22 protein-coding genes are annotated in these 21,603 nt (G+C 58.3%); 12 read left to right on the forward strand and 10 right to left on the reverse strand.

Features of this window, described 5'->3' with window-relative positions:
* Window positions 1-41 precede the first annotated feature (41 nt).
* The 5 genes from RSQ48_RS00405 to RSQ48_RS00425 all read right to left on the reverse strand — a co-directional run bounded on the left by RSQ48_RS00405 (window position 42) and on the right by RSQ48_RS00425 (window position 5,649).
* Window positions 42-1,046: an ABC transporter ATP-binding protein gene (locus tag RSQ48_RS00405; RefSeq protein ID WP_059318404.1), complete on the reverse strand. Its 1,005-nt coding sequence runs from the start codon at window positions 1,044-1,046 to the stop codon at window positions 42-44.
* Window positions 1,043-2,017 carry an ABC transporter ATP-binding protein gene (locus tag RSQ48_RS00410; RefSeq protein WP_003800633.1) on the reverse strand — a complete coding sequence of 325 codons (975 nt, stop codon included), beginning with the start codon at window positions 2,015-2,017 and terminating at the stop codon, window positions 1,043-1,045. Before RSQ48_RS00410 ends, RSQ48_RS00405 begins: the two co-directional genes overlap by 4 nt.
* Window positions 2,018-2,020: 3 nt before the next feature.
* The gene (locus RSQ48_RS00415) at window positions 2,021-2,935 is read right to left on the reverse strand and encodes an ABC transporter permease (RefSeq protein WP_003800632.1); all 915 of its coding nucleotides are present in this window, start codon (window positions 2,933-2,935) and stop codon (window positions 2,021-2,023) included.
* Between the two features lies 1 nt (window position 2,936).
* Window positions 2,937-3,923, reverse strand: a complete 987-nt coding sequence (locus RSQ48_RS00420; RefSeq protein ID WP_415302027.1) for an ABC transporter permease — start codon at window positions 3,921-3,923, stop codon at window positions 2,937-2,939.
* 154 nt (window positions 3,924-4,077) lie between these two features.
* On the reverse strand, window positions 4,078-5,649 hold the full coding sequence (locus RSQ48_RS00425; protein WP_003800630.1) for an ABC transporter substrate-binding protein: 1,572 nt from the start codon (window positions 5,647-5,649) through the stop codon (window positions 4,078-4,080).
* A gap of 213 nt (window positions 5,650-5,862) precedes the next feature.
* On the opposite strand from RSQ48_RS00425, the gene dinB reads away from it, so the two are divergent.
* Together dinB and RSQ48_RS00435 are read left to right on the forward strand one after the other, a co-directional pair.
* The gene (gene dinB / locus RSQ48_RS00430) at window positions 5,863-7,032 is read left to right on the forward strand and encodes a DNA polymerase IV (RefSeq protein ID WP_268885614.1); all 1,170 of its coding nucleotides are present in this window, start codon (window positions 5,863-5,865) and stop codon (window positions 7,030-7,032) included.
* Window positions 7,033-7,305: 273 nt separating this feature from the next.
* Window positions 7,306-8,496 (forward strand): acetylornithine transaminase, encoded by a 1,191-nt coding sequence (locus tag RSQ48_RS00435; protein ID WP_415302028.1) that lies wholly within the window; start codon window positions 7,306-7,308, stop codon window positions 8,494-8,496.
* A gap of 105 nt (window positions 8,497-8,601) precedes the next feature.
* On the opposite strand, the gene RSQ48_RS00440 is transcribed toward RSQ48_RS00435, so the two are convergent.
* Window positions 8,602-8,928: a helix-turn-helix domain-containing protein gene (locus tag RSQ48_RS00440; protein WP_415302029.1), complete on the reverse strand. Its 327-nt coding sequence runs from the start codon at window positions 8,926-8,928 to the stop codon at window positions 8,602-8,604.
* Window positions 8,912-9,175 (reverse strand): type II toxin-antitoxin system RelE family toxin, encoded by a 264-nt coding sequence (locus tag RSQ48_RS00445; RefSeq protein ID WP_003800623.1) that lies wholly within the window; start codon window positions 9,173-9,175, stop codon window positions 8,912-8,914. Before RSQ48_RS00445 ends, RSQ48_RS00440 begins: the two co-directional genes overlap by 17 nt.
* A gap of 334 nt (window positions 9,176-9,509) precedes the next feature.
* On the opposite strand from RSQ48_RS00445, the gene RSQ48_RS00450 reads away from it, so the two are divergent.
* The 10 genes from RSQ48_RS00450 to RSQ48_RS00495 all read left to right on the forward strand — a co-directional run bounded on the left by RSQ48_RS00450 (window position 9,510) and on the right by RSQ48_RS00495 (window position 20,192).
* Window positions 9,510-10,337, forward strand: coding sequence for a MetQ/NlpA family ABC transporter substrate-binding protein (locus tag RSQ48_RS00450; RefSeq protein WP_003800621.1), 828 nt, complete (start codon window positions 9,510-9,512; stop codon window positions 10,335-10,337).
* A complete protein-coding gene (locus tag RSQ48_RS00455; RefSeq protein ID WP_415302030.1) occupies window positions 10,337-11,179 on the forward strand; it encodes a MetQ/NlpA family ABC transporter substrate-binding protein in 843 nt (280 codons plus the stop codon). The genes RSQ48_RS00450 and RSQ48_RS00455 overlap by 1 nt, the downstream gene beginning before the upstream one ends.
* A gap of 1 nt (window position 11,180) precedes the next feature.
* Window positions 11,181-12,386, forward strand: coding sequence for a methionine ABC transporter ATP-binding protein (locus tag RSQ48_RS00460; RefSeq protein ID WP_219235406.1), 1,206 nt, complete (start codon window positions 11,181-11,183; stop codon window positions 12,384-12,386).
* A complete protein-coding gene (locus RSQ48_RS00465; RefSeq protein WP_003800613.1) occupies window positions 12,358-13,020 on the forward strand; it encodes a methionine ABC transporter permease in 663 nt (220 codons plus the stop codon). Before RSQ48_RS00460 ends, RSQ48_RS00465 begins: the two co-directional genes overlap by 29 nt.
* A 156-nt stretch (window positions 13,021-13,176) precedes the next feature.
* A complete protein-coding gene (locus RSQ48_RS00470; RefSeq protein WP_219235408.1) occupies window positions 13,177-14,442 on the forward strand; it encodes an SfnB family sulfur acquisition oxidoreductase in 1,266 nt (421 codons plus the stop codon).
* A 4-nt stretch (window positions 14,443-14,446) separates the two neighbouring features.
* A complete protein-coding gene (locus RSQ48_RS00475) occupies window positions 14,447-15,646 on the forward strand; it encodes an SfnB family sulfur acquisition oxidoreductase (RefSeq protein WP_415302031.1) in 1,200 nt (399 codons plus the stop codon).
* Window positions 15,647-15,811: 165 nt separating this feature from the next.
* Complete coding sequence (locus RSQ48_RS00480; RefSeq protein ID WP_059318397.1) at window positions 15,812-16,636, forward strand: MetQ/NlpA family ABC transporter substrate-binding protein; 825 nt, start codon at window positions 15,812-15,814, stop codon at window positions 16,634-16,636.
* Window positions 16,637-16,651: 15 nt separating this feature from the next.
* A complete protein-coding gene (locus RSQ48_RS00485; RefSeq protein ID WP_240209167.1) occupies window positions 16,652-18,019 on the forward strand; it encodes an LLM class flavin-dependent oxidoreductase in 1,368 nt (455 codons plus the stop codon).
* Window positions 18,020-18,029: 10 nt separating this feature from the next.
* The gene (locus RSQ48_RS00490) at window positions 18,030-18,875 is read left to right on the forward strand and encodes a MetQ/NlpA family ABC transporter substrate-binding protein (RefSeq protein WP_240209168.1); all 846 of its coding nucleotides are present in this window, start codon (window positions 18,030-18,032) and stop codon (window positions 18,873-18,875) included.
* 12 nt (window positions 18,876-18,887) lie between these two features.
* Entirely contained in the window at window positions 18,888-20,192 is a 1,305-nt protein-coding gene (locus tag RSQ48_RS00495; protein WP_219235414.1) for an acyl-CoA dehydrogenase family protein, read from the forward strand.
* Between the two features lie 123 nt (window positions 20,193-20,315).
* Here RSQ48_RS00495 and RSQ48_RS00500 read toward each other — a convergent pair whose 3' ends face one another.
* The 3 genes from RSQ48_RS00500 to RSQ48_RS00510 are packed head-to-tail and all read right to left on the reverse strand — an operon-like array spanning window position 20,316 to window position 21,540.
* A complete protein-coding gene (locus RSQ48_RS00500) occupies window positions 20,316-20,873 on the reverse strand; it encodes a recombinase family protein (RefSeq protein WP_336580036.1) in 558 nt (185 codons plus the stop codon).
* A complete protein-coding gene (locus tag RSQ48_RS00505) occupies window positions 20,867-21,253 on the reverse strand; it encodes a DUF86 domain-containing protein (protein ID WP_336580035.1) in 387 nt (128 codons plus the stop codon). Before RSQ48_RS00505 ends, RSQ48_RS00500 begins: the two co-directional genes overlap by 7 nt.
* The gene (locus RSQ48_RS00510) at window positions 21,250-21,540 is read right to left on the reverse strand and encodes a nucleotidyltransferase family protein (RefSeq protein WP_042485281.1); all 291 of its coding nucleotides are present in this window, start codon (window positions 21,538-21,540) and stop codon (window positions 21,250-21,252) included. The genes RSQ48_RS00505 and RSQ48_RS00510 overlap by 4 nt, the downstream gene beginning before the upstream one ends.
* Window positions 21,541-21,603 lie beyond the last annotated feature (63 nt).

Genomic DNA, 21,603 nt, shown 5'->3' on the forward strand with positions numbered 1-21,603 from the left:
CTGCACCCACTGCCTTTGACAGTGACCGCAGCGTTTTTACATCAAGCCTGATCGCGCCCTTCTTCTACGGCATGACAAGCCACTTCCTGCGGCCCGGCTTTCAGCAAGGCCGGGGCTTCGCGGCGACAGCGATCATTGGCCAGCGGGCAGCGCGGGTGAAATGTACAGCCCGAAGGTGGGTTTAGCGGGTTGGGGACTTCGCCCGCTACCGGAATGCGGCTTTTACCCGCCCCGCTCATGTCGGGAATGGCTCCCAGCAACATGCGCGTGTAGGGGTGACGGGGCTGTGCGAACAAGTCGTCGCGTGGCGCAATTTCCACAATTCGGCCCAAATACATGACGCCCACCCGGTCGGCTACGTGGTGCACCACGGCCAGGTTGTGCGAGATGAACAGATAGGTCAGCCCCAGCTCGCGCTGCAAATCCTTCATCAGGTTCAGGACCTGTGCCTGCACCGACACGTCCAGCGCCGAGGTCGGTTCGTCGCAGACGATGAACTCGGGCTGCAAAGCCAGAGCACGGGCAATCGAGATGCGCTGACGCTGACCGCCGGAGAACTGGTGCGGATAGCGCTGGGCATCACTGGCGTTCAGGCCTACCTGGGTGAGCAGCTCGGCCACTTTGGCCTGCTGCTGGGCAGGGCTCATGTCCGTGTGGGTAACCAGCGGCTCGGCAATAATGCGGCCCACGCGCCAGCGTGGATTCAGACTGGCATAGGGGTCCTGAAAAATCATCTGACGGCGCTTGCGCATGGCTTTCTGGCTGGCCTTGTCCATGGATTGCAGGGACTGACCATCAAACAGAATGTCGCCGCGTGTCAGCGAATACAGGCCCGTCAGCAAACGGGCTACCGTGGATTTGCCGCAGCCCGATTCGCCCACCAGCGCCAGGGTTTCACCCTTGTTCAAGGTGAAGCTGACACCATCGACCGCGCGCAGATTGACTTTGGGTTTGCGGTAGACCAGACGTTCCAGCAAGGGCGGGGACACATCAAACCAGCAGGCGGCGTCCTTGACCTGGACCAGGGCTTGTTTTGGGGCGCTCATGCGGACTCCTGTGCATGCAGCCAGCAGGCTGCCTGTGTCTGAGGGGGAACGGGCATCAGCTCGGGGCGTTCGACCAGGCAGCGATCAAAACGTCGGTCGCAGCGTGGATTGAACGCACAGCCGGGCGGAATGGCATTTAGCCGCGGCATGCTGCCGGGGATTTGTTCCAGACGTTCCAGCCCACCGTGCAGATTGGGGATGGAACGCATCAGACCACGGGTATAGGGGTGGCTGGGCTGTTGAATGACATCTTGCACCGGGCCCACTTCGATGATGCGACCGGCGTACATCACCGCCACGCGGTCGGCGGTTTCGGCAATCACCCCCATATCGTGGGTAATCAGCATGACCGAAGTGCCTTGCGAGCGACAGAGTGTTTTGAGCAGGTCGATAATCTGCGCCTGAATGGACACGTCCAGGGCGGTGGTAGGTTCGTCGGCCACGATCAGCTTGGGCTCGGCCGCCAGGGCCAGCGCAATCACCACCCGTTGGCGCATGCCGCCGGAGAACTGGTGCGGATAGTGGTCGATACGCTCACGCGCGGCCGGGATGCCGGTGGCTTCCAGCAATTCGATGGCGCGCTCCCGTGCCTGTTTCCAGGACAGGGGCAGGTGCGTGACGATGGTCTCGGCTAACTGATGGCCTACGGTATAGAGCGGGTTCAGCGACGTGAGCGGGTCCTGGAAAATCGCGCCAATCTTGCGGCCACGAATCTTGCGCATCTGGTCCTGATTCAGATTGTCGATGCGCTCGCCTTCCAGCAGGATCTGGCCACCGCTGATGCGGCCGGGGGCATCGAGCAAACCAATAATGGAGGAACCCGTCAGGGATTTGCCGGCGCCGGACTCGCCCACCACGCCCAGCACCTCGCCGGGAGCGATGGAAAAGGACACATGATCCAGGGCTTGGAGCACGCCGCGCCGGGTCGGAAATTCGACACACAGGTCTTGGACAGTTAAGAGTGCAGTCATGGCTCAGCTCAATTTGGGGTTCAGGGCGTCACGCAACCAGTCGCCCAGGAGGTTGACCGACAGCACCAGCAGTACCAGCATCAGGCCGGGGAAGATCGTGATCCACCATTCGCCCGAGAACAGGAAGTCGTTACCGATGCGGATCAGGGTGCCCAGCGACGGCGAGGTGGCTGGAACGCCCACGCCCAGAAAGGACAGGGTGGCCTCGGTAATGATGGCGGTGGCCAGATGCACGGTAGCCAGGACCAGAACCGGACCCATGACGTTGGGCAGTACATGGCTGAACATGATGCGTGGCGAGGACACGCCAATGACACGAGCAGCCTGCACGTATTCACGGTTCTTTTCCACCAGCGTGGAACCGCGCACGGTACGGGCATATTGTGGCCAGCCGGCCAGCGCGATGGCCCCGATCAGCACAGGAAAGGCCACAACATCGTGCATGCTCAAGGGGAAGACGGCACGGGCCACGCCGTCGATCAGCAAGGCAATCAGGATGGCCGGGAAAGACAGCTGTACATCGGCCACCCGCATGATGAAGGCATCGACACGGCCACCGGAGTAACCGGCCAGAAGCCCCAGCACGATGCCCACGATCATGGACAGGGCCACCGAGGCCAGTCCGATCAGCAAGGAGGTACGCGTCCCGTACAGCAGCGCCGAAAACAGATCGCGGCCCTGGCTGTCAGTCCCCAACCAGTATTGGGGGGAACCGTTTTCCGACCAGGCCGGGGCCAGCAAGGCATCCATGAGGTCGATGGAGGTCAGATCGAATGGGTCGTAAGGAGCCACCCAGCGGGCACCCAGTGCGCCGATAAACAGCAGCAGGGCCATGATGGTGGCCGCAATGGCCACGGGGGAGTGACGCCAGGACCAGACCAGATCGCTATCCCAGGCATTTTTCAATTTAGCGAACATATTAATGCCCCTTGGCGCCCGACAATTGGGTGCGCAGACGTGGATCGACCAGGAAATACAGCAAGTCCACCAGCAGGTTGATCACCACAAAGACCAGGGCAATCAGACAGAGGTAGGCGGCCATCACGGGGATGTCGGCAAACTGCACGGCCTGGATAAACAGCAGACCCATGCCTGGCCATTGGAAAACGGTTTCTGTCACGATGGCAAAAGCGATAATGCCGCCCAGTTGCAGACCCGTAATGGTGATGACCGGCACCATGGTGTTTTTCAGGGCGTGACCAAAGTGGATGGCGCGTTGTGACAAGCCACGGGCACGAGCAAATTTAATGTAGTCGGCGCGCAGCACTTCCAGCATCTCCGAGCGCACCAGACGCAGGATCAAGGTGAGCTGGAACAAACAGAGCGTGATGGCGGGCAGGATTAAATGCTTGATCCCGTCCCAGCTAAGCAGGCCGGTACTCCACCAGCCAAACTTCAGAACTTCCCCGCGACCATAGCTGGGCAGCCAGCCCAGCTGTACCGAGAAGATCAGGATCAGCAAGATACCGATCAGGAAGGTGGGCAGAGAGATCCCCAGCAGGGAAAAGGCCAGAATGCTCTGTGCCATGAACCCATTGCGCTTCAAGGCGGTGTAGACGCCCAGTGGCAGGCCAATGAGCAGGGCCAGTATGGCGGCCACCACGGACAGCTCTACCGTGGCAGGCAGGCGGTCTTTCAGGAGCGTGGAAACAGGTTGGGCTTGCCGCAGGGACAGACCAAATTCGCCTTGTACGGCCTGGGAGACAAAGCGGGCGAATTGCACGGGGGCGGGTTGGTCCAGCCCCAGGCTGGCACGCAGTTCCACGCGATCTTGTCCGGTGGCGTCCTGTCCGAGCATGATGGTGACCGGGTCACCAATGTAGCGGAACAGCACAAAAGCCAGAAGGCTGACCGTCAGCATCACCAGAACAGCCTGGATGAGACGGCGAATAATAAATACCAGCATAGGCGGTCTCCTGGTAGAGCGCGAGGATCACTCGCGACCAGTGTCGTCCTTAATGTGTAGAAAGGGCCCGGCAAGGGGGCTGGTGTAGAAACGGATGACTACAAGGTAATGGGAACCAGCCCCGCACGAAGGCGGGGCTGGGGTGGGGAAAAACTTAGTCGATAGTGGTCCATTGAGCCAGCAGGCGGTTGTCCGCACGGTGGATCACGTTGACCTTCTTGGCCATGGCCCAGGGAATGATCTGGTCATGCAAGGGGATGTGGCCCACTTCCTTGGCATGGATTTCCAGAACCTTGTGGATGGCAGCATCGCGTTTGGCCACGTCGGTTTCGGTCTTGATCTGATCAATCAAGGCGTCCACTTCGGCGTTTTCGTAGTTACCGAAGTTAAAGGAGCCGTCAGCGCCCTCGCCCTTGCTGTGCATCAGGCTTTGCAGGGTGTAGAGCGCATCAAAGGTCGGCACGCCCCAGCCAAACATGTAGGCGCTGCTGTCGTAGCTCTGAACTTTGGGGAAGTAGGTGGCGCGTGGCATGGCGTTCAGGTTGGCTTTCACGCCGACCTTGGCCCACATGCCCACGATGGCCTGGCAGATGGCTTCATCGTTGATGTAGCGATCGTTCGGGCAATCCAGGGTAAAGGTCAGGGAATTGTCGTAACCGGCTTCTTTCAGCAGTTCCTTGGCGCGATCCTGGCTGTAAGGCAGGCGCTGGGCCAGCTCTTTGGTGTAGCCGTGAACCTGAGGGGCCACCATGGTGCCGGTGGGGGCGGAGGAACCGCGCATCACGGCTTTCTTGATGGCTTCAATGTCGATGGCCACATACAGGGCTTCACGGACACGCTGGTCGGCAAACGGGTTCTTGCCCTTGATGCTGCTGTATTTCAGCTCGGGGCTCTTTTGATCCAGACCCAGGTAGATGGTGCGGTATTCGTTGCCTTCCACAATCTTGGACTGTTGGCGCAGGCGTTGCAAATCCTGTGCCGGTGGGTCCAGAACCAGGTCCACTTCGCCGGACAGCAAGGCGGCGGTGCGGGTGGCGTTCTGCTTGATCGGCACATAGACCACTTCGGTGATGTTGCCTACCTTGTTGCCCTTGTTCCACCATTCTTCGTTTTCGACAAAGACGGTGCGCACGTCCACTTCACGCGACTTCAGCTTGTAAGGACCAGTACCGTTGGTGTTGCGAGCCGAAAAGGTTTCTTCGTTCTTGTTGAAGTCCTGGGGCTGGGTGACCTTGTTCTTTTCAGCCCAGTCCTTGTTCATCATGAACACGCTGGTCAACTGGCGCAGCAGTACGGGGTTGGGGGCGGCGGTGATGATATCCACCGTCTTGTCGTCCACCTTTTCTGCTTTGACGATACCGTTGACGTAGGCCTTGAAGTTGGACGTTGGCGCCATGGCGCGCTGGATGGAAAACACCACGTCGTCAGCCGTAAAAGGTTCGCCATTGTGGAACTTCACACCCTCGCGCAAGGTAAAGCGCCAGACGGTGGGTTCACGCTGCTCCCAGGCGGTAGCCAGGCTGGGCACGATCTGGAAGTCTTTGTCGTAGTCCACCAGGGGCTCATAGACATACATGCTGCCCGTGATGGTGAGGTTTTCGTTCTGAGCATGGGGGTCCAGGGTCATGAAGTCACCCTGGCTGGACCAGGTAAGCGTCTTGCTGTGGCCTACCAGGGGCAGGGAGACCAGAGCTGCCAGCGCAGCAGCCAATACTGTTTTTTTCATGAAAACCTCCTGTTGGGGTGCTTGGTGTCGCTGATAGAGAGGCTGCATAGTAACCGGGCGCTTGGCACAGGTTCAATACGTAGTTTCAGCTCGCCGTCAGCGTAACGATAATTAGTGATTTATATCATCTTGCCGCTTATTCAGTAGCCCCCAGCGTCCAGCCCGCTTGTCGCTATAATGGTGTACGTATATACAGTTAACAGGCTGACCGTGGTGACGGGACAAGAAGAAACCCCTCTGGAGCGACGCATCGCTCATGTGGATATGGATGCGTTTTATGCCTCGGTAGAGCTGCTGCGCTACCCGCATTTGCGTGGCCGCCCCGTGGTGATCGGCGGGCGCAGTGCTGATGCGCCGCGTCAGTTGCCTGACGGCAGCTGGCAACATGCCCGTCTGGCCGATTACGTGGGGCGCGGGGTGGCCACGACTTCTACCTATGAAGCACGCCAGTTGGGCGTGTTCTCGGCCATGGGTTTAATGAAGGCGGCTCAACTGGCTCCCGACGCCATCTTGCTGCCTGCAGATTTTCAAGCCTATCGCCATTATTCGCGTCTGTTTAAACAGGCCGTGGCCACGGTCTCGGACCATATCGAGGACCGGGGCATCGACGAGATCTATGTAGACCTCAGTCATAAGACCGAAGACAGCCACGCACTGGCCGAGCAGATCCGCCAAGCGGTGAACCAGGCCACGGGCCTGACCTGCTCCGTGGGCATTACTCCCAACAAGCTGCTCTCCAAGATTGCCTCGGAGCTGAACAAGCCCAATGGGGCCTGCGTGCTGACCATGGACGATGTGCCTACCCGCATCTGGCCGCTGGCGGTGGGCAAGATCAATGGGATTGGACCCAAGTCGGTACTCAAGCTGACAGAGCTGGGCATTGGGCAGATTGGAGAGCTGGCGGCCACCCCGGCGGAGAAGCTGCAGGAGCATTTTGGCCTGCGGTATGCACAGTGGCTGATGGCCGTGGCCCACGGCCAGGACGACCGTCCCCTGACGACGGATCGCACCCCCAAGTCCATCAGCCGTGAAACCACGTTTGAGCGTGATCTGCACGTGCGCATGGATCGCTCCCGCCTGTCCTCGGTGCTGGAGTCCTTGTGTGAAAAGCTGGAGCAGGATCTGCGCAAATCTGCCATGTGCGCCCAAACCATAGGCATCAAGCTGAAGTTCGAGGACTTCAAAATCGTGACGCGCGACCTGTCCCTGCCCACTCCGGTGCTGGCGGCCGATGCCATTCTGGCCGCCGCCCGCCAGAATTTGAAACGCGCCGTGCTGGACAGACGTTTGCGCTTGCTGGGTGTGAAAGCCAGCGCTTTGCTGCCTATCAGTGAAATGCCGCAGGAGCAGCCTCGGCAACTGGATCTGGACGGTTTGTTTTAGGCAGGCAGCGCTTTGCCAGGCTGCTGCCTGGATGACAGGTTTTAGACAGACGTGCCTTAGCCACCTCCACCCCGTTACTGCGTAAAGACTTCAGGCTTAAAACGCTTTGGCGCCTGCCAGGGCGCGGATGTGTACCAGAAAAGGGACAATCCGCGGCCAGATGACCATTGTCCCAGGCATAAGCGTCCTGCCGGGGGTGGGCTGCGTTAGAATAAATTGTCCAGCCGCCGGGCTGGTTTATTTTTTTTTTCATTTTCATCAAGGTTTGCCGTTATGGAATTCGATCGGGCCGGTGTACGTGCATTAATGGAAATTACCCAGCGTCCGGAGTTGGTCTTTGTGCGAGGAGAAGGTTCCTGGCTGCAAGATCACAACGGCAAGCGATACCTGGATACGGTCCAGGGCTGGGCCGTGAACGCGCTGGGCCACAGCCCTGCCAACGTGATCAAGGCGATCACCGAACAAGCGTCCAAATTGATCAATCCTTCGCCTGCGTTCTACAACGAGCCCTCTATTGAGCTGGCCAAACGCATCGTGGAGCACTCCTGCTTTGACCGCGTGTTCTTTGCCAACAGCGGTGGTGAAGCCAACGAGGGTGCCATCAAGCTGGCGCGCAAATGGGGTCAGATCAACAAGAACAACGCTTACAAGATCATTTCTTTTGAGCACTCCTTCCATGGCCGTACCCTGGCTACCATGTCCCTGTCCGGCAAACCCGGTTGGGATCGCATGTTTGCTCCTCAGGTTGAAGGCTTTCCGAAAGCCAAGCTGAACGATCTGGAATCCGTGCGCGCGCTGATCGACGATCAAACCGTGGGCATCATGCTCGAACCCGTGCAGGGCGAGGCCGGTGTCATTCCCGCTACCGTGGAATTCATGAAGGGTCTGCGCGCCTTGGCCGAAGAGCACAAGCTGCTGCTGATCGTGGACGAAGTGCAAACCGGCATGGGCCGCACCGGTACCCTGTTTGCCTACGAGCACTCGGGCGTCCGTCCGGACATCATGACGCTGGGTAAAGGCATTGGTGGTGGCGTGCCGCTGTCGGCACTGTGCGCCCGCGAAGAAGTGTCCTGCTTCCAGCCTGGTGACCAGGGCGGCACCTACAATGGCAACCCCTTGATGACCGCGGCTGGCGTGGCTGTGTTCGATGAATTGACGGCTCCCGGCTTTCTGGAGTCGGTCAATGCCCGCGCCAAGCAGTTGTCCGAAGGCTTGCTGGCCATCAGCGCCAAGTGGGGCATGAACGGCGAGCGTGGCGAAGGCTTGCTGCGTGCCCTGATCCTGGATCAGGACGACGGCCCGGAAATCGTGGCTGCTGCCCGCGACCGCGCTCCAGAAGGCATGCTGCTGAATTCGCCACGTCCGAACCTGCTGCGTTTCATGCCAGCGCTGAACATCACAGCTGACGAAATCGACCTGATGCTGGCCTGGCTGGATGAAATCCTGGTCAAGGTTCGCGGCTAAGCTGTGTTGCTGCCATAAAGAATCCGCCTTCGGGCGGATTTTTTATGGTCTTTGGATTTTTGTAGCCCTGCGGGTCTGGTGGGCTTGCAAACCGCCGTTCCTGGCTTAGAAGTCGAGTTGCTCAGGTGTAATCCCAAGCGCGGCGGCAATGCGCTCCAGGCTGCTTTTGCGTAGCCGCTCGCTGCTCTCTTGCTGAGCATAGGCAGATTGGCTGATACCCAGGCGAGCGGCCAGCTCTGCCTGTGTCAGCCCAAGGTGTTCACGCCATGCCCGAACCGGCGTTGCACCGTCGATCGTGCTGCTGACGACGGCGTGGGGGATTAGCCCGCCGTCCTGGGCCTGGCTGGCGATGTAGTCCTGGTAGGGAATCACGACAAAAGCGGGATTGCCGTCCGGGCCATTGATGATCTGAATGTTAGTACGTACGTTCATCGCGCTTTCTCACTTCCTGGATGTCGATAATTCTTATTTCTGCGTCCCAATCAAACAGGACGCGATAGTTTCCGATGCGCAGGCGATAGCCATACGGGTGATTCGTCAGCGCTTTGATGTTTTGCGATCCGGAGCAATTGGGCATATCAGCCAAGTTGCCGACACCGTCGCGGATAGCGCCTTGGTGTTGCCTGTCGATCTTGCGCAGTTGTTTGGCGGCTTTGGGTGTCCAGAATATCGAGTTCATGGACAGAATATAAGTTAATTATAAGTTAAGTTTCTTGATATAAGTTTGGAAAAATTGCGCGGAGGCCGACAAAAACCATTTGTGACCTTTGTCCTTGCTCTCCCACGACTAACTTGAAACGCGCATGAAATAGCACATACCTCATCGTTGCCAGTGTTTAGTTTATTTAAAAAAATAATATAAATATCAATAACTTGAAGTAATTTTATCCAGCCATTAGCCAGCATAAGTAAATGATTGTTCTGTTGTGGTGCCAGGGGAAGGGAGTCGATGTAATAGAAGCTTCCAAGATTTGCCTGCAAGCGCAGGCCCACCCTTTGAGGCACTGTTTACCATGCTCCAGCATCTGTCCAAACTCATCGTAGCTAGTGCCCTTGTGCTGGCTGTTTCTCCGGCCATCGCCGCCGACTCCTTACGCATTGGCGTGGTACCCGGTGCCTATGCCGATTCCATCAATGCGGCGGCTCAGGATGCCAAGGCCCAAGGCATCAATGTCGAGGTGATTGAGTTCACCGACTGGACCACGCCCAATGTGGCAGTGGATAACGGCGATATTGATATCAACTATTTCCAGCACCAGCCTTTTCTGAAAAACGCCATTGAGAAAAACGGCTACAAGCTGGCCAGCGCGGGCACGGGCATTCTGGCCAATGTGGGGCTGTATTCGCTCAAGCATCAGGCGGTAGAACAGGTTCCCCAAGGCGGCAAGGTAGGCATCGCCAACGATCCCGTGAACCAGGGCCGTGGCCTGCTATTGCTGCAGAAGGTCGGGCTGATCACGCTCAAACCGGAGGTCGGTTACCTGGGCAGTCTGAATGACATTGTCGAGAACCCCAAAAAGCTCAGCTTTGTGGAAGTGGAAGGCCCGCAACTGGTGCGTATTACGGGGGATGTGGACATTGCCCAGGGCTATCCGCATTTTATCGTGGCGGCCAAGGCCTTTGATCCTTCCAGTGGGCTGGCCTACTCGGGTATTGAAGATGCGCAGTTTGCGATCCAGTTCGTGGTGAAAGCAGACCGTACTCGCGACCCCGTCATTCAAAAGTTCATTTCCATCTATCAAAACGCCCAGTCCGTGCGTGATGTGTCGCGAGCCGCGTTCAATAACGACGAACGACTCTACACCCTGGCCTGGTTGAACAAGCAAGAAGGAGCGAAGTAATGACTGCGATTTTTTCTGCTCGCCTGCCGCGCTGGGCGCTGGGCATGGTGTTGGCTGCCGTCCTTCCTTGGAACAGTGTTGCAGCGGTAATCAAAGTGGGCTCCATTCCCGGTGCAACCTCGGATGCGGTGCAAGCGCTGATCCCGGAAGGCAAAAAGCAGGGTCTGGATATTCAGTTGGTGGAATTTACGGATTGGACGCTGCCCAACGAGGCCGTCAACAACCGCGATATTGATGTGAATTTCTTCCAGCACGAAGCCTTTTTGAACAATGCCATCAAAGAGCGTGGCTACGACCTGGAATTGATTGGTCTGGGCTTGCTGCAAAACATTGGCCTGTACTCGAACAAGTATCAGTCTCTGGACCAGGTTCCCAAGGGCGCAACCGTGTCCTTGCCGAATGATCCGGTCAATCAGGGCCGTGGCCTGTTGCTGCTGCAAAAAGCGGGCCTGATTACCTTGCGCCATGGTCTGGATACCGGGGCTACGGTCAATGATGTGGTGGACAACCCCAAGCAGCTCAAGCTGGTGGAAATTGAAGGCCCGCAACTGATTCATTCCCTGCCAGATGTAGATCTGGCCGTGGTCTGGCCCAGCTATTTTGTCAGCGCAGGTCGCAAGGCGGATGCGGGCAAGGCCCTGGTCTATTCCGGTATTGCCGACACCTTTTACGCCATGGGTTTTGCCACGCGCAAAGACCGCGTCAATGACCCGGCACTGAAACAGTTTGTCGAACTGTTTCAGCAGTCGCAGGCGGTGCGCAACACGATTGCAGACCGTTTTGATCACAACCCCAATCTGTACACCTTGCCCTGGCAAGGTGGCAGCGCAGCGAGCAAGTGATATGGCCTACACATCCGTATTACGGCGTCATGCCGATCTAGTGCGCGACACCGCCGAACAGGCCGCCGGCCAGCGTGAGCTTCACAAGGCCAGTGCGTCTGTCAAAGCGGAACGGGAACCGCGGTCCAGTGCCGTGAAGGCAGGCAGCGTGGCCTTTCGTAATCTGTCCAAAATCTATCAGTCCTCGGCAGGCGCTGTGCCTGCTTTGCAGGACATTGATCTGGACATCGAGCCGGGCAGCATTTTCGGCATTATTGGTCGCAGTGGTGCGGGTAAATCCAGCTTGCTGCGGACCATTAATCGGCTGGAGCGCCCAAGCAGCGGCCAGGTGTTGGTCGATGGCGTGGACATTGCCCGTCTGAATGAATCGGAGCTGGTGCAGCTGCGTCGCCGCATCGGCATGATTTTTCAGCATTTCAATTTGCTGTCAGCCAAGACGGTGTACGAGAACGTGGCCCTGCCCTTGAAGGTGGCGGGTGTGTCCGCGCAGCACATCGCCCAGCGCGTTCAGGAACTGCTGCAACTGGTCGGCTTGCAAGACAAGGCCGATACCTATCCCAGTCGTTTGTCGGGTGGGCAAAAGCAGCGTGTGGGCATTGCTCGCGCCTTGGCCACCGGCCCGGAGATTTTGCTGTGCGATGAAGCGACTTCGGCCCTGGACCCGGAAACCACACAGTCCATCCTGAGCCTGCTCAAGGACATTAACCGCCGTCTGGGCATCACCGTCGTGCTGATTACGCACGAGATGAGCGTGATCCGTGAAATTGCCGACCGCGTGCTGGTGCTGGAAAAAGGCCGCATTGCCGAGCTGGGCGAGGTCTGGCGTGTATTTGGCAAACCGCAGCATGACGCCACCAAGGCGCTGTTGGCACCTTTGCAACATAGCTTGCCGGAGGATTTGCAGGCACGACTGGTGCAAGAGCCGCCTAAAACCGGAACATACAGCCGCATTTTGCAACTGAGCTACAGCGGCGAAGGCGGCTGGGAGCCCGACTTGTTGCACATTGCCCGCAGCCTGCCCGGCCAGCCCCAACTGGTTCATGGCGGCGTGGACCGTATTCAAGGCCATGCACACGGACGTTTGCTGGTCGCCATTGAAGGGCATGTAAGCCTGCCCGATTTGACATCCCTGACGCAAGGCCCGGCGGCCATCGCGCATCACATTGAGGACATTGGATATGTTGTGGAATCTGAGTATCCCCGTTGAGCGATACGGGCAGGCTTTTCTGGACACACTGATGATGGTGGGCGTGTCGGGGGCGATCGCCTTTCTGGCCGGCATTCCGCTGGCGGTGCTTTTGATCGTGACGGCTCCTCATGGCTTTTGGGAGTCGCCCAAGATCAACCGGGCGGTGGGTAGCGTAGTGAATGGTTTTCGGGCCACGCCCTTTATTGTTTTGCTGGTCGCCTTGATCCCCTTCACGCGTTTGCTGGCCGGCACCACGATTGGCGTGTGGGCGGCCATTGTGCCCCTGGCAATCAGCGCGACTCCTTTTTTCGCCCGTATTGCGGAAGTCAGTCTGCGTGAGGTGGACTCGGGCCTGATTGAAGCGGCTCAAGCCATGGGCTGCAAGAAGTGGGACATCGTGCGCCATGTCTATTTGCCCGAGGCGCTGCCCGGCATTGTGGGTGGCTTCACCATCACCATCGTGGCCTTGATCAGTTCCTCGGCCATGGCCGGTGCGGTCGGTGCCGGTGGCCTGGGGGACTTGGCGATCCGCTATGGCTATCAGCGCTTTGACACGCAGGTGATGCTGATTGTCATTGCGGTGCTGATTGCCCTGGTCACAGCGGTGCAGTTTGCGGGAGACCGTTACGTGCAAAGGCTGCGTGCCCGTTGATCCGAACTCAGCCAAGGGCTGGCGCACGTAGTGGCGACGCCTTTGCAGCGAATGTTGATCTTCTTTGTTTGCTCGGACGCGCTGTCCTGAGCCGGGACGCAGGTGCTGGAGGCTGCGTCTATCCCTACCGTTTTTAGTCATTGAAAAGAGTGCCGTATGAATGATCGGATTACTCAGGGCGTAGCGTTGCCCGAAGCATCTGCAAAGCAGCGTCTGCCCTTGCCTCCCCAACAGCCTCATGTGATTGGCAGCGAGGCCGAAGCCATCGCCGTTGCCCGACAATTGGCCACTGAATTTGCTCAAACCGCTGCCGAGCGCGACCGCCTGCGCCAGCTCCCCTGGGACGAGATAGAGCGCTATACCGCCAGTGGCCTGGGTGCCATCACTATCCCCAAAGCCTATGGCGGTCTGGAAGCTTCCAACGAAACGCTGGTGCAGGTGTTTGCCATCATCAGCGCGGCTGATCCTTCCCTGGGTCAGATCCCGCAAAACCATTTCGCGCTGATCCAGAACCTGAAAGACACCGGCACCGAATCTCAAAAGCAGCGCTGGTTCCAGGCGGTGCTGCACGGCGCACGTTTAGGCAACGGCGGACCGGAGAAAAAGGGTAAGGCAGCGGTGATGACGGACGTCACTGCCCATCTTGCTCGGGCAGCAGATGGCAGCTTGCGCGTTAGCGGCACACGTTTTTACTCCACTGGCGCTTTGTTCGCGCATTGGATTCCGTTCCGAGCCGCGGATGAGCAAGGCCGGGGTGTGCAGGTCTGGGTACGCCGCGATGCACCCGGTGTGCAGGTGATTGATGATTGGAATGCCTTTGGGCAACGCACCACCGCCAGTGGCAGTGTGGTGTTCGACCGGGTTCTGGTCGAGGAAGACCATGTGCTGGAAAGCTGGCGTTTCGTAGACAAACCGTCCTTGTCGGGCCCGATTTCTCAATTGATTCAAGCCAGCATTGACGCCGGTATCGCCCAGGCTGCCCTGCAGGATGCGCTGGAATTTGTGCGCAATCGCGCGCGCCCCTGGACCGACTCGGGTGTGACCAGCGCCACGCAGGACCCTCACATCATTCAGGAAGTGGGTGCCTTGCAGATTGAGGTGGATGCCGCTCAGGAAGTTTTACTGGAGGCAGCGCGTTTGCTGGATGAATTGGCTGCCAAACCCGTCGATGCGGATAGCAGCGCCCGTGCGTCGGTGGCTGTTGCCGAGGCAAAAATCCTGACGACGGAAGCCGCCCTGAACGCCAGCGAACAGCTCTTTGCCTTGGCGGGCTCATCGTCCACCCGTGCTGCTCATAACCTGGATCGCCACTGGCGCAACGCCCGCGTACACACCTTGCATGATCCGGTGCGCTGGAAATACCACCTGTTGGGCAATTACTTGCTCAATGGTATTGCTCCCTCTTATCACCAATGGAATTGAGGCTATGACGATCCCGTTTTCTACGTCCGCACACCTCATCCAGTCCGAGGCCGAAGCGCTGCAGGCAGCTGAGCAGTTTGCACAATTCATTGCCCAACAGGCGCTGGAGCGCGACCGCGACCGCATTTTGCCGCATCAAGAGGTGGAGCAATTCAGTCAAAGTGGCTTATGGGGCATCACGGTCCCCAAAGAATACGGCGGCGCGGGCGTTTCCGCCGATGTGCTCACCCGTGTCGTGCAGCGCATTGCCAAGGCCGATGGCAACTTTGGCCATATCCCGCAAAACCACTATTACGCGTTGGAAGTGTTGCGCGTGGGGGCGACGCACGAGCAAAAGGCCTTTTTCTACGATCAAGTGCTGCAAGGCAAACGCTTTGGCAATGCATTGGCAGAGATCGGCAAGAAGGACTTTGTCCGTCGCACGCAATTGCTGAAAGAACCCGATGGCTGGTTTGTGGATGGCCGTAAATTCTATTGCACGGGTTCGCTGTTTGCACACTGGATTCCCACGCTGACGACCTCGCCTGATGATGGCCGCCTGTATCTGGTTTTTGTACCGCGTGGGGCTGCAGGCGTCACGCTGACAGACGATTGGGACGGCTTTGGCCAACGTGTGACAGGCAGCGGCTCGGTGGAGTTCACACGTGTTCCTGTGCAGCCGCAATGGGTCGTGCCGTTCACGGACTCCTTCGAGCGTCCGACCACTATTGGTCCCTATGCCCAGATCATCCATGCAGCACTGGATTTGGGCATAGGCCAAGGGGCTTTCGAGGCCACCTTGCCCTTTATCCGCGAGCACAGCCGCCCCTGGATTACCGCTGGCGTGGATACCGCCGCACAGGACCCCTTGCTGCTGCAGGAGGTGGGCAATGTGCATGTGCGTTTGCGTGCCGCGCAAGCGCTACTGGCCCGCGCCGCCCGCTTTGTGGACGCCGCCCAGCAAGCACCGGATGAGGACAGCGTGGCTCAGGCCTCCATTGCCGTTGCGCAGGCCAAGGCTTTGGCGACCAGTGCCAGTGTGCTGGCAGGCAGCAAGCTGTTTGAGCTGGGAGGCGCCAGCGCTACGCAGGCTCAGCATGGGCTGGATCGCTATTGGCGCAATGCCCGTGTCCATACCCTGCATGACCCGGTGCGCTGGAAGTACCACGCCATTGGTAATTACGCCCTGAATGGAGTGCGCCCGCCGCGTCATGGTGCTTTGTGATGCCACCTGGAAAACCGCGTTTTGGCCCGGCTGCAAGGATACAGGACAGATGCTCCACATGGCTCAAGGCGAGCCAATAAATATGTTTTAGCAAGGCATACATACGCTTCGATATGGCCTGTGTTCCAGGCCACGAGCCTTTCTCTTTTATCTGGATTTTGATTGATGACTATCTCGAAAATTTTGAAAAAACTGACGGCATTCAGCCTTGTCTCGACCGCCGTCTTGTTGAGTAGCACAGCGACCGCAGCTCCTTTGAAAATCGGTGTTGTGCCCGGCATTTTTGCGGACTCGGTGGTCGTTGCCGCTCAGGAGGCCAAGCAGCAGGGTGTGGATGTGCAGGTGATCGAATTTACCGATTGGGCTACGCCGAATGTGGCGCTGGACGCGGGCGATATTGATCTGAACTACTACCAGAACAGCAACTACCTGGCCAATGCGGTGCGCGACAAGGGCTTCAAGCTGGTCAGCGTGCAGCCGGGCATTTTGTCTTACCTGGGTCTGTATTCCCTCAAGCACGCCACCCTGGCCGACTTGCCCGATGGTGCATCAGTGGCAATTGCCAGTGATGCCGTCAACGTAGGCCGTGGGCTGCGCTTGTTGCAGCATGCGGGCTTGATCACGCTGCGCCCTGAAACCGGCTTGCTGGGCACGCCCGATGACATTGTTTCCAATCCCAAAAATTTGAAGTTTGTGGAAGTGGAAGGCCCGCAACTGGCACGTGCCACGCAGGACGTGGATCTGGCCCAGGGCTTTCCGTATTTCATCCTGGCGTCCAACGCGTTTGACGCCACCAAGGCCTTGTCCTTGACCAGTTACGAGGACGATTCCTGGGCGATTCAGTTTGTGGCCCGTGGCGATAAGGCGCAGGACCCGCGCATTGCCCAGTTCCTGGAGGTCTACAAGACATCGCCCGCTGTGCGCGAGGCAATCGATCAGTTCTACCAAGGCGAGCAAAAGCTGTATCGCCTGACCTGGTTGCCGCATTAAGCAAGGAGAATGCCCATGACGCAGCCTAGGAAACACATCCATATCAACGCCTTCAATATGAATTGCGTGGGCCATATTCATCATGGTTTGTGGACGCATCCGCGGGATCAATCCACGCGGTATCACACGCTGAAGTACTGGACGGATCTGGCTAAAACTCTGGAAAAAGGTTTGTTCGACGGCATTTTTCTGGCTGATGTGGTCGGCTATTACGACGTCTACCAGCAAGGAGTGGACTTGACGCTGCGCGAGGGTATTCAACTGCCCGTGAACAATCCCTGGCTGCTGGTATCGGCCATGGCGGCGGTCACACAGCATATTGGCTTTGGCCTGACGGCCTCGGTGGCGGCGCATCACCCCTACACCTTCGCACGGGATGTCAGCACGCTGGATCAGCTAAGCAATGGCCGCATAGGCTGGAACATCGTGACCGGCTATGTGGATAGTGGAGCGCGGGGTTTGGGGCAGGAGGGCCTGGATGCGCACGACAGTCGCTACGACCGGGCCGAGGACTTTCTGCAATTGGCCTACAAACTGTGGGAAGGCAGCTGGGAAGATGGCGCCCTGATTGCCGACAAGCAGCGTCGCATTCATGCGCTGCCCGAGAAAGTGCATACCGTGCACCACGAAGGGCCGTTTTATCGCAGCAATGCCATTCATATGAGCGCGCCTTCTCCCCAGCGCACCCCCTTGCTGTTCCAGGCGGGAACCTCGGCGCGGGGGCTGCAGTTTGCCGGACAACATGCCGAAGGCGTATTCATCGGTGCGCGGGACCCGGAAGCGGCCAGGGACTCGTCCCGCAAGCTGCGTCAGGCAGCGATCAATGCGGGACGGCAAGCGCAGGATCTGAAAATTTATGCGGGCGTAGCGGTCGTCACGGGTGCCACGGAAGCCGAGGCTAAAGAAAAATACGCCGACTATCTGGCCCATGCCAGCTCCGAAGGCGGCCTGGCGCACTTTGCGGCCAGTACGGGTGTGGATTTTGCCCAGTATGACCTGGACGAACCCATCCACTTTGGCTCCAGCAACGCGATTCAGTCCGCAGCGGCAGCGGCCCAGAAACAAGGCTGGACGACACGCCGTAAGCTGCTGGAGCAATTCACGCTGGGCAGCCGCTACAAAACCATTGTGGGCGACCCGCAGCAAGTGGCGGATGCGCTCAGCACCTGGATCGATGAGGGCGAGATCGATGGCTTCAACCTGACCCGCATCGTCGTGCCTGAAACCTGGGAGGACTTTGCTCACTACATCGTGCCTGAGCTGCAAAACCGGGGCCGCTATCGAACCGCTTATGAAGGAGGAACCCTGCGCCAGCAACTGTTTGGGCAAGGTAATCGGGTATCTGCCACTCACCCTGCTGCGCAGTGGCGGCATTTTTTATAAGGACAGGACCATGTTGTTTGCCCGTTTTTCTATTCGTGCCATGTTTGCCTTCGCAGCCCTGGGCTTTGCGGGCCATGTGTCTGCTGCTGCACTGAAAATTGGCGTCACACCCGGCTCTTTGGCTGATTCTGTCGCCGTGGCGGCCAAGGAAGCCAAACAGATTGGGCTGGAGGTCGACGTCATCGAGTTCACTGACTGGACCACGCCCAATACAGCCTTGGCATCCGGCGATCTGGATCTGAATTACTTCCAGCATCAGGCTTTTTTGGAAAATGCCGTCAAGGAAGGCGGCTATGCGATTGAAAGTGTGGCTTACGGCTTGCTGCCCAATATTGGCTTGTATTCCAAGCAGTACCCGTCTTTGGACGCCATACCTGAAGGCGCTTCTGTTGGAGTTGCCAATGATCCGGTGAATCAGGCGCGTGGCCTGCTGCTTTTGCAGACGGCTGGCCTGATTCAGTTGAAAGACGGTGTGGCGGCACGCGCTTCGATCCACGATGTCGCCGCCAACCCCAGAAAGCTGCGGATTGTGGAAATTGAGGGGCCGCAATTGGTGCGCGCAGCCGATGACCTGCCACTGGTCCAAGGCTATCCGGCCCACTTTGTGAACGCCGGGCAGGCCGAGCTGGCCAGCAAGGCCTTGCAGTATTCCACGGTGGATGACCTGTACTACGCGATTCGCTTTGTGGCTCGAAGCAGCCATAAAGATGATCCCCGTATACGCCAGTTTGTGGATCTTTATCAACACTCTCCGGCTGTAGCCGCGCAGATTGACCGGTCTTTTGCGGGTGACAGGAAGCTGTATTCCTTGCCGTGGCAAACGGCCGGCCATGCCTCCATTACGCAGGCTCCTTGAGGGCTGAACATCATGATTACTGACACTGCCGTTTTTGCCTCGGATACTGCGCCAGCGTCGTCTTTTGCAAGAAAGGCGCAGGCAGCGCCTGACCGTGTGCGTGTTTCCGATCTGAGCACCTTGCGTGCCCGTTTCAGCGCCCTCTTTCAGCGCATTGCCGATACCGCTGCGGAGCGCGAGCACACCCGTACCCTGGCCTACGCCCCCATTCTTTGGCTGAAAGATAGCGGTTTCACGGCTCTGCGTGTACCGCCCCAATGGGGTGGCAGTGGGGTTTCCATCCCGGTGTTCTTTGAGCTGTTTCAGGAACTGGCCGCGGCGGATTCAAACGTCGCTCAAATTCTGCGGCCTCATTTTGGCTTCATCGATCGACTGTTGATTGATCGGGATGAGACTACGCAAGCGCAATGGCTGCCGCTGGCAGGCCAAGGAGCGATTTTTGGCAATGCCACCACCGAGACTGGCCTGGGTGCTGTCGGGCAACTGCACACCACGCTGGAACCTGATCCTGAGCAGGCCGGACAGTGGCGTTTGAATGGCCGCAAGTTCTATAGCACAGGCACCTTGTACGCAGATTGGGTCACGGTGGTGGCCCGCAGTACCGGGACGGAGCAGGAGGATGAAACGGTACATGCCGTGGTGGCCACCAATCAGGAAGGGGTGGAGCGTCTGGATGACTGGCATGGTTTTGGGCAAAGGCTGACGGGGTCCGGTACAACGGTACTGACCGATGTGCTCGTGCCCGAGAGCGCCATCATCCGTTTCCCGCATCAGGGACCCACCCCCTTGGTGGCCTATTTTCAGCTGGTGCATTTGGCGACCTTGGCGGGTATTGCCCAAGCCTTGCAGCGGGATGCGGTGGCTTATGTACAGGCGCGCAAACGTGTCTTTAGCCACGGCAGTGCGGCGTTGCCCAAGGATGATCCTTTGGTGCAGCATATCGTGGGCGAGCTGGCCAGCACGGCTTATATTGCCCAGCTGGCGGTGCGTGATGTGGCGGCTCATTTGCAGAATATTGCGGATCAGCGGCGGGCGGATGTGGCGGTTCCCCGCGAGACTTTGGATGCCCTGGAGCTGCGAACGGCACAGGCGCAAGTGGCGGTGGTGGAGCCGGTTTTGCGGGCGGCCACGCGTCTATTCGACGTGGGTGGTTCCACGGCCCTGGAGGAATCCCGTCGTCTGGATAGACACTGGCGTAATGCGCGGGCTCTGGCCTCGCACAATCCGGTGATCTACAAGGCCCGTTCGGTGGGGGATATTTTGTTGAACGAGGCCGAGCCAGTGTATTACTGGCATGTGGGGACGAAGGAGAGTTGAGCCGATGCGGCCAGAGGCGGGGCCGCCTCTTGGAAACATAAAGGGCACGAATTAATCGTGCCCTTTATGTTGTCAGCTGTGAGCGCGCAGCCTCTCAGGGTAAATCAACGACAAAATAGTACGCTAAGCGCGTGATGAGGCTGGCACCCAGCGATAAAGCGTAGGAACGGATACGTCCAGGTTCTTGGCCACGTCCTTGAGTGGTACACCGCTGGCCAGCAGCTTCTTGGCTGACTTGATTTTGTTGTCGTTCATCTTGGGTTTGCGACCACCCTTGCGGCCAAGCTGCTTGGCGACTTCCAGCCCGGTACGGGTACGTTCGATTGTCAGTTCGCGCTCCATCTCGGCCAGGCTGGCCATGACGTGGAAGAAGGACCGACCAGACGGCGTGCTGGTGTCGATGGAGTCGGTGAGGCTTCTGAACTGGATACCTTGTGTGCGCAGTTTGTTGACCAGATCGACCAGTTGCTTGACTGAGTGGCCCAAGCGGTCCAGCTTCCAGACCACCAATGTGTCGCCCTCGCGCAGCATTTCGAGCGCTTTGACCAAGTCTGGACTATTTGCTCGCGTGCCACTTACCTTGTCTTCAAAGACCCTCTGGCACCCGGCCTGAATCAAAGCTTTGCATTGCAATTCAAGGTTCTGATCTTGCGTCGAGACGCGCGCATAGCCGATCAGCATGGCGTGTCGCCGTCTGCATCCTGACGAACGGCAAGTAACTGTTGAAGCAATTCCGGTAGTGCTGTCTGCACGGTGTCCCACACGACATCGAGGTTGACGTCGAAGTAGCCGTGGGCGATGCGGTTGCGCATACCGCGCATACCGCGCATACCGCGCATATTACGCCACGGCACTTGTTCGTGTGTCTGAGCGAACTCGATATAGCCATCCATGACCTTCGTGGCAGCCTCGCCAATAATGATAAGGCTCATGATGACGGCTTGCTGGGTTCGTTTGTCCCCAAGAAAATCTTCTCTGGTCAGGCCCTCTATGAAACCGCATGCATCGGTTGCAGCTTGCTGTATGTGGTCAAGGTAATCCGGAAGACGGTACTTGCTCATACCGGTTGCGCCTCTGCAAGCACTTTGGCCCGGAATTTAGGCGGCAGGTCGCCGGGCGTCAGCAAATCGACGTGAATACCAAGCAGCGATTCCAGCTCGTCTTGCAGGCCTCCCAGGTCGAACAGCGTCGCACCAGGCAGTGCGTCAACCAGCAAATCAATGTCGCTGCCATCCTGGTCGGTGCCATGTAGGATTGAGCCGAAGACGCGTGGATTCGCCGTGCGAAAACGGCTTACGGCTTCACGCACTGCATCTCGGTTCATGTCGAGCACAACAGATGGTCGCATGGTCATCCCTTGTTATCAAAACTCATCAAAATGGTAAGTTATTGAGAATGGGATTTCAAGGCC

Origin of the sequence: Alcaligenes sp. SJTW-7, assembly GCF_047716895.1 — a bacterium.
Taxonomy (GTDB): domain Bacteria; phylum Pseudomonadota; class Gammaproteobacteria; order Burkholderiales; family Burkholderiaceae_B; genus Alcaligenes; species Alcaligenes ammonioxydans.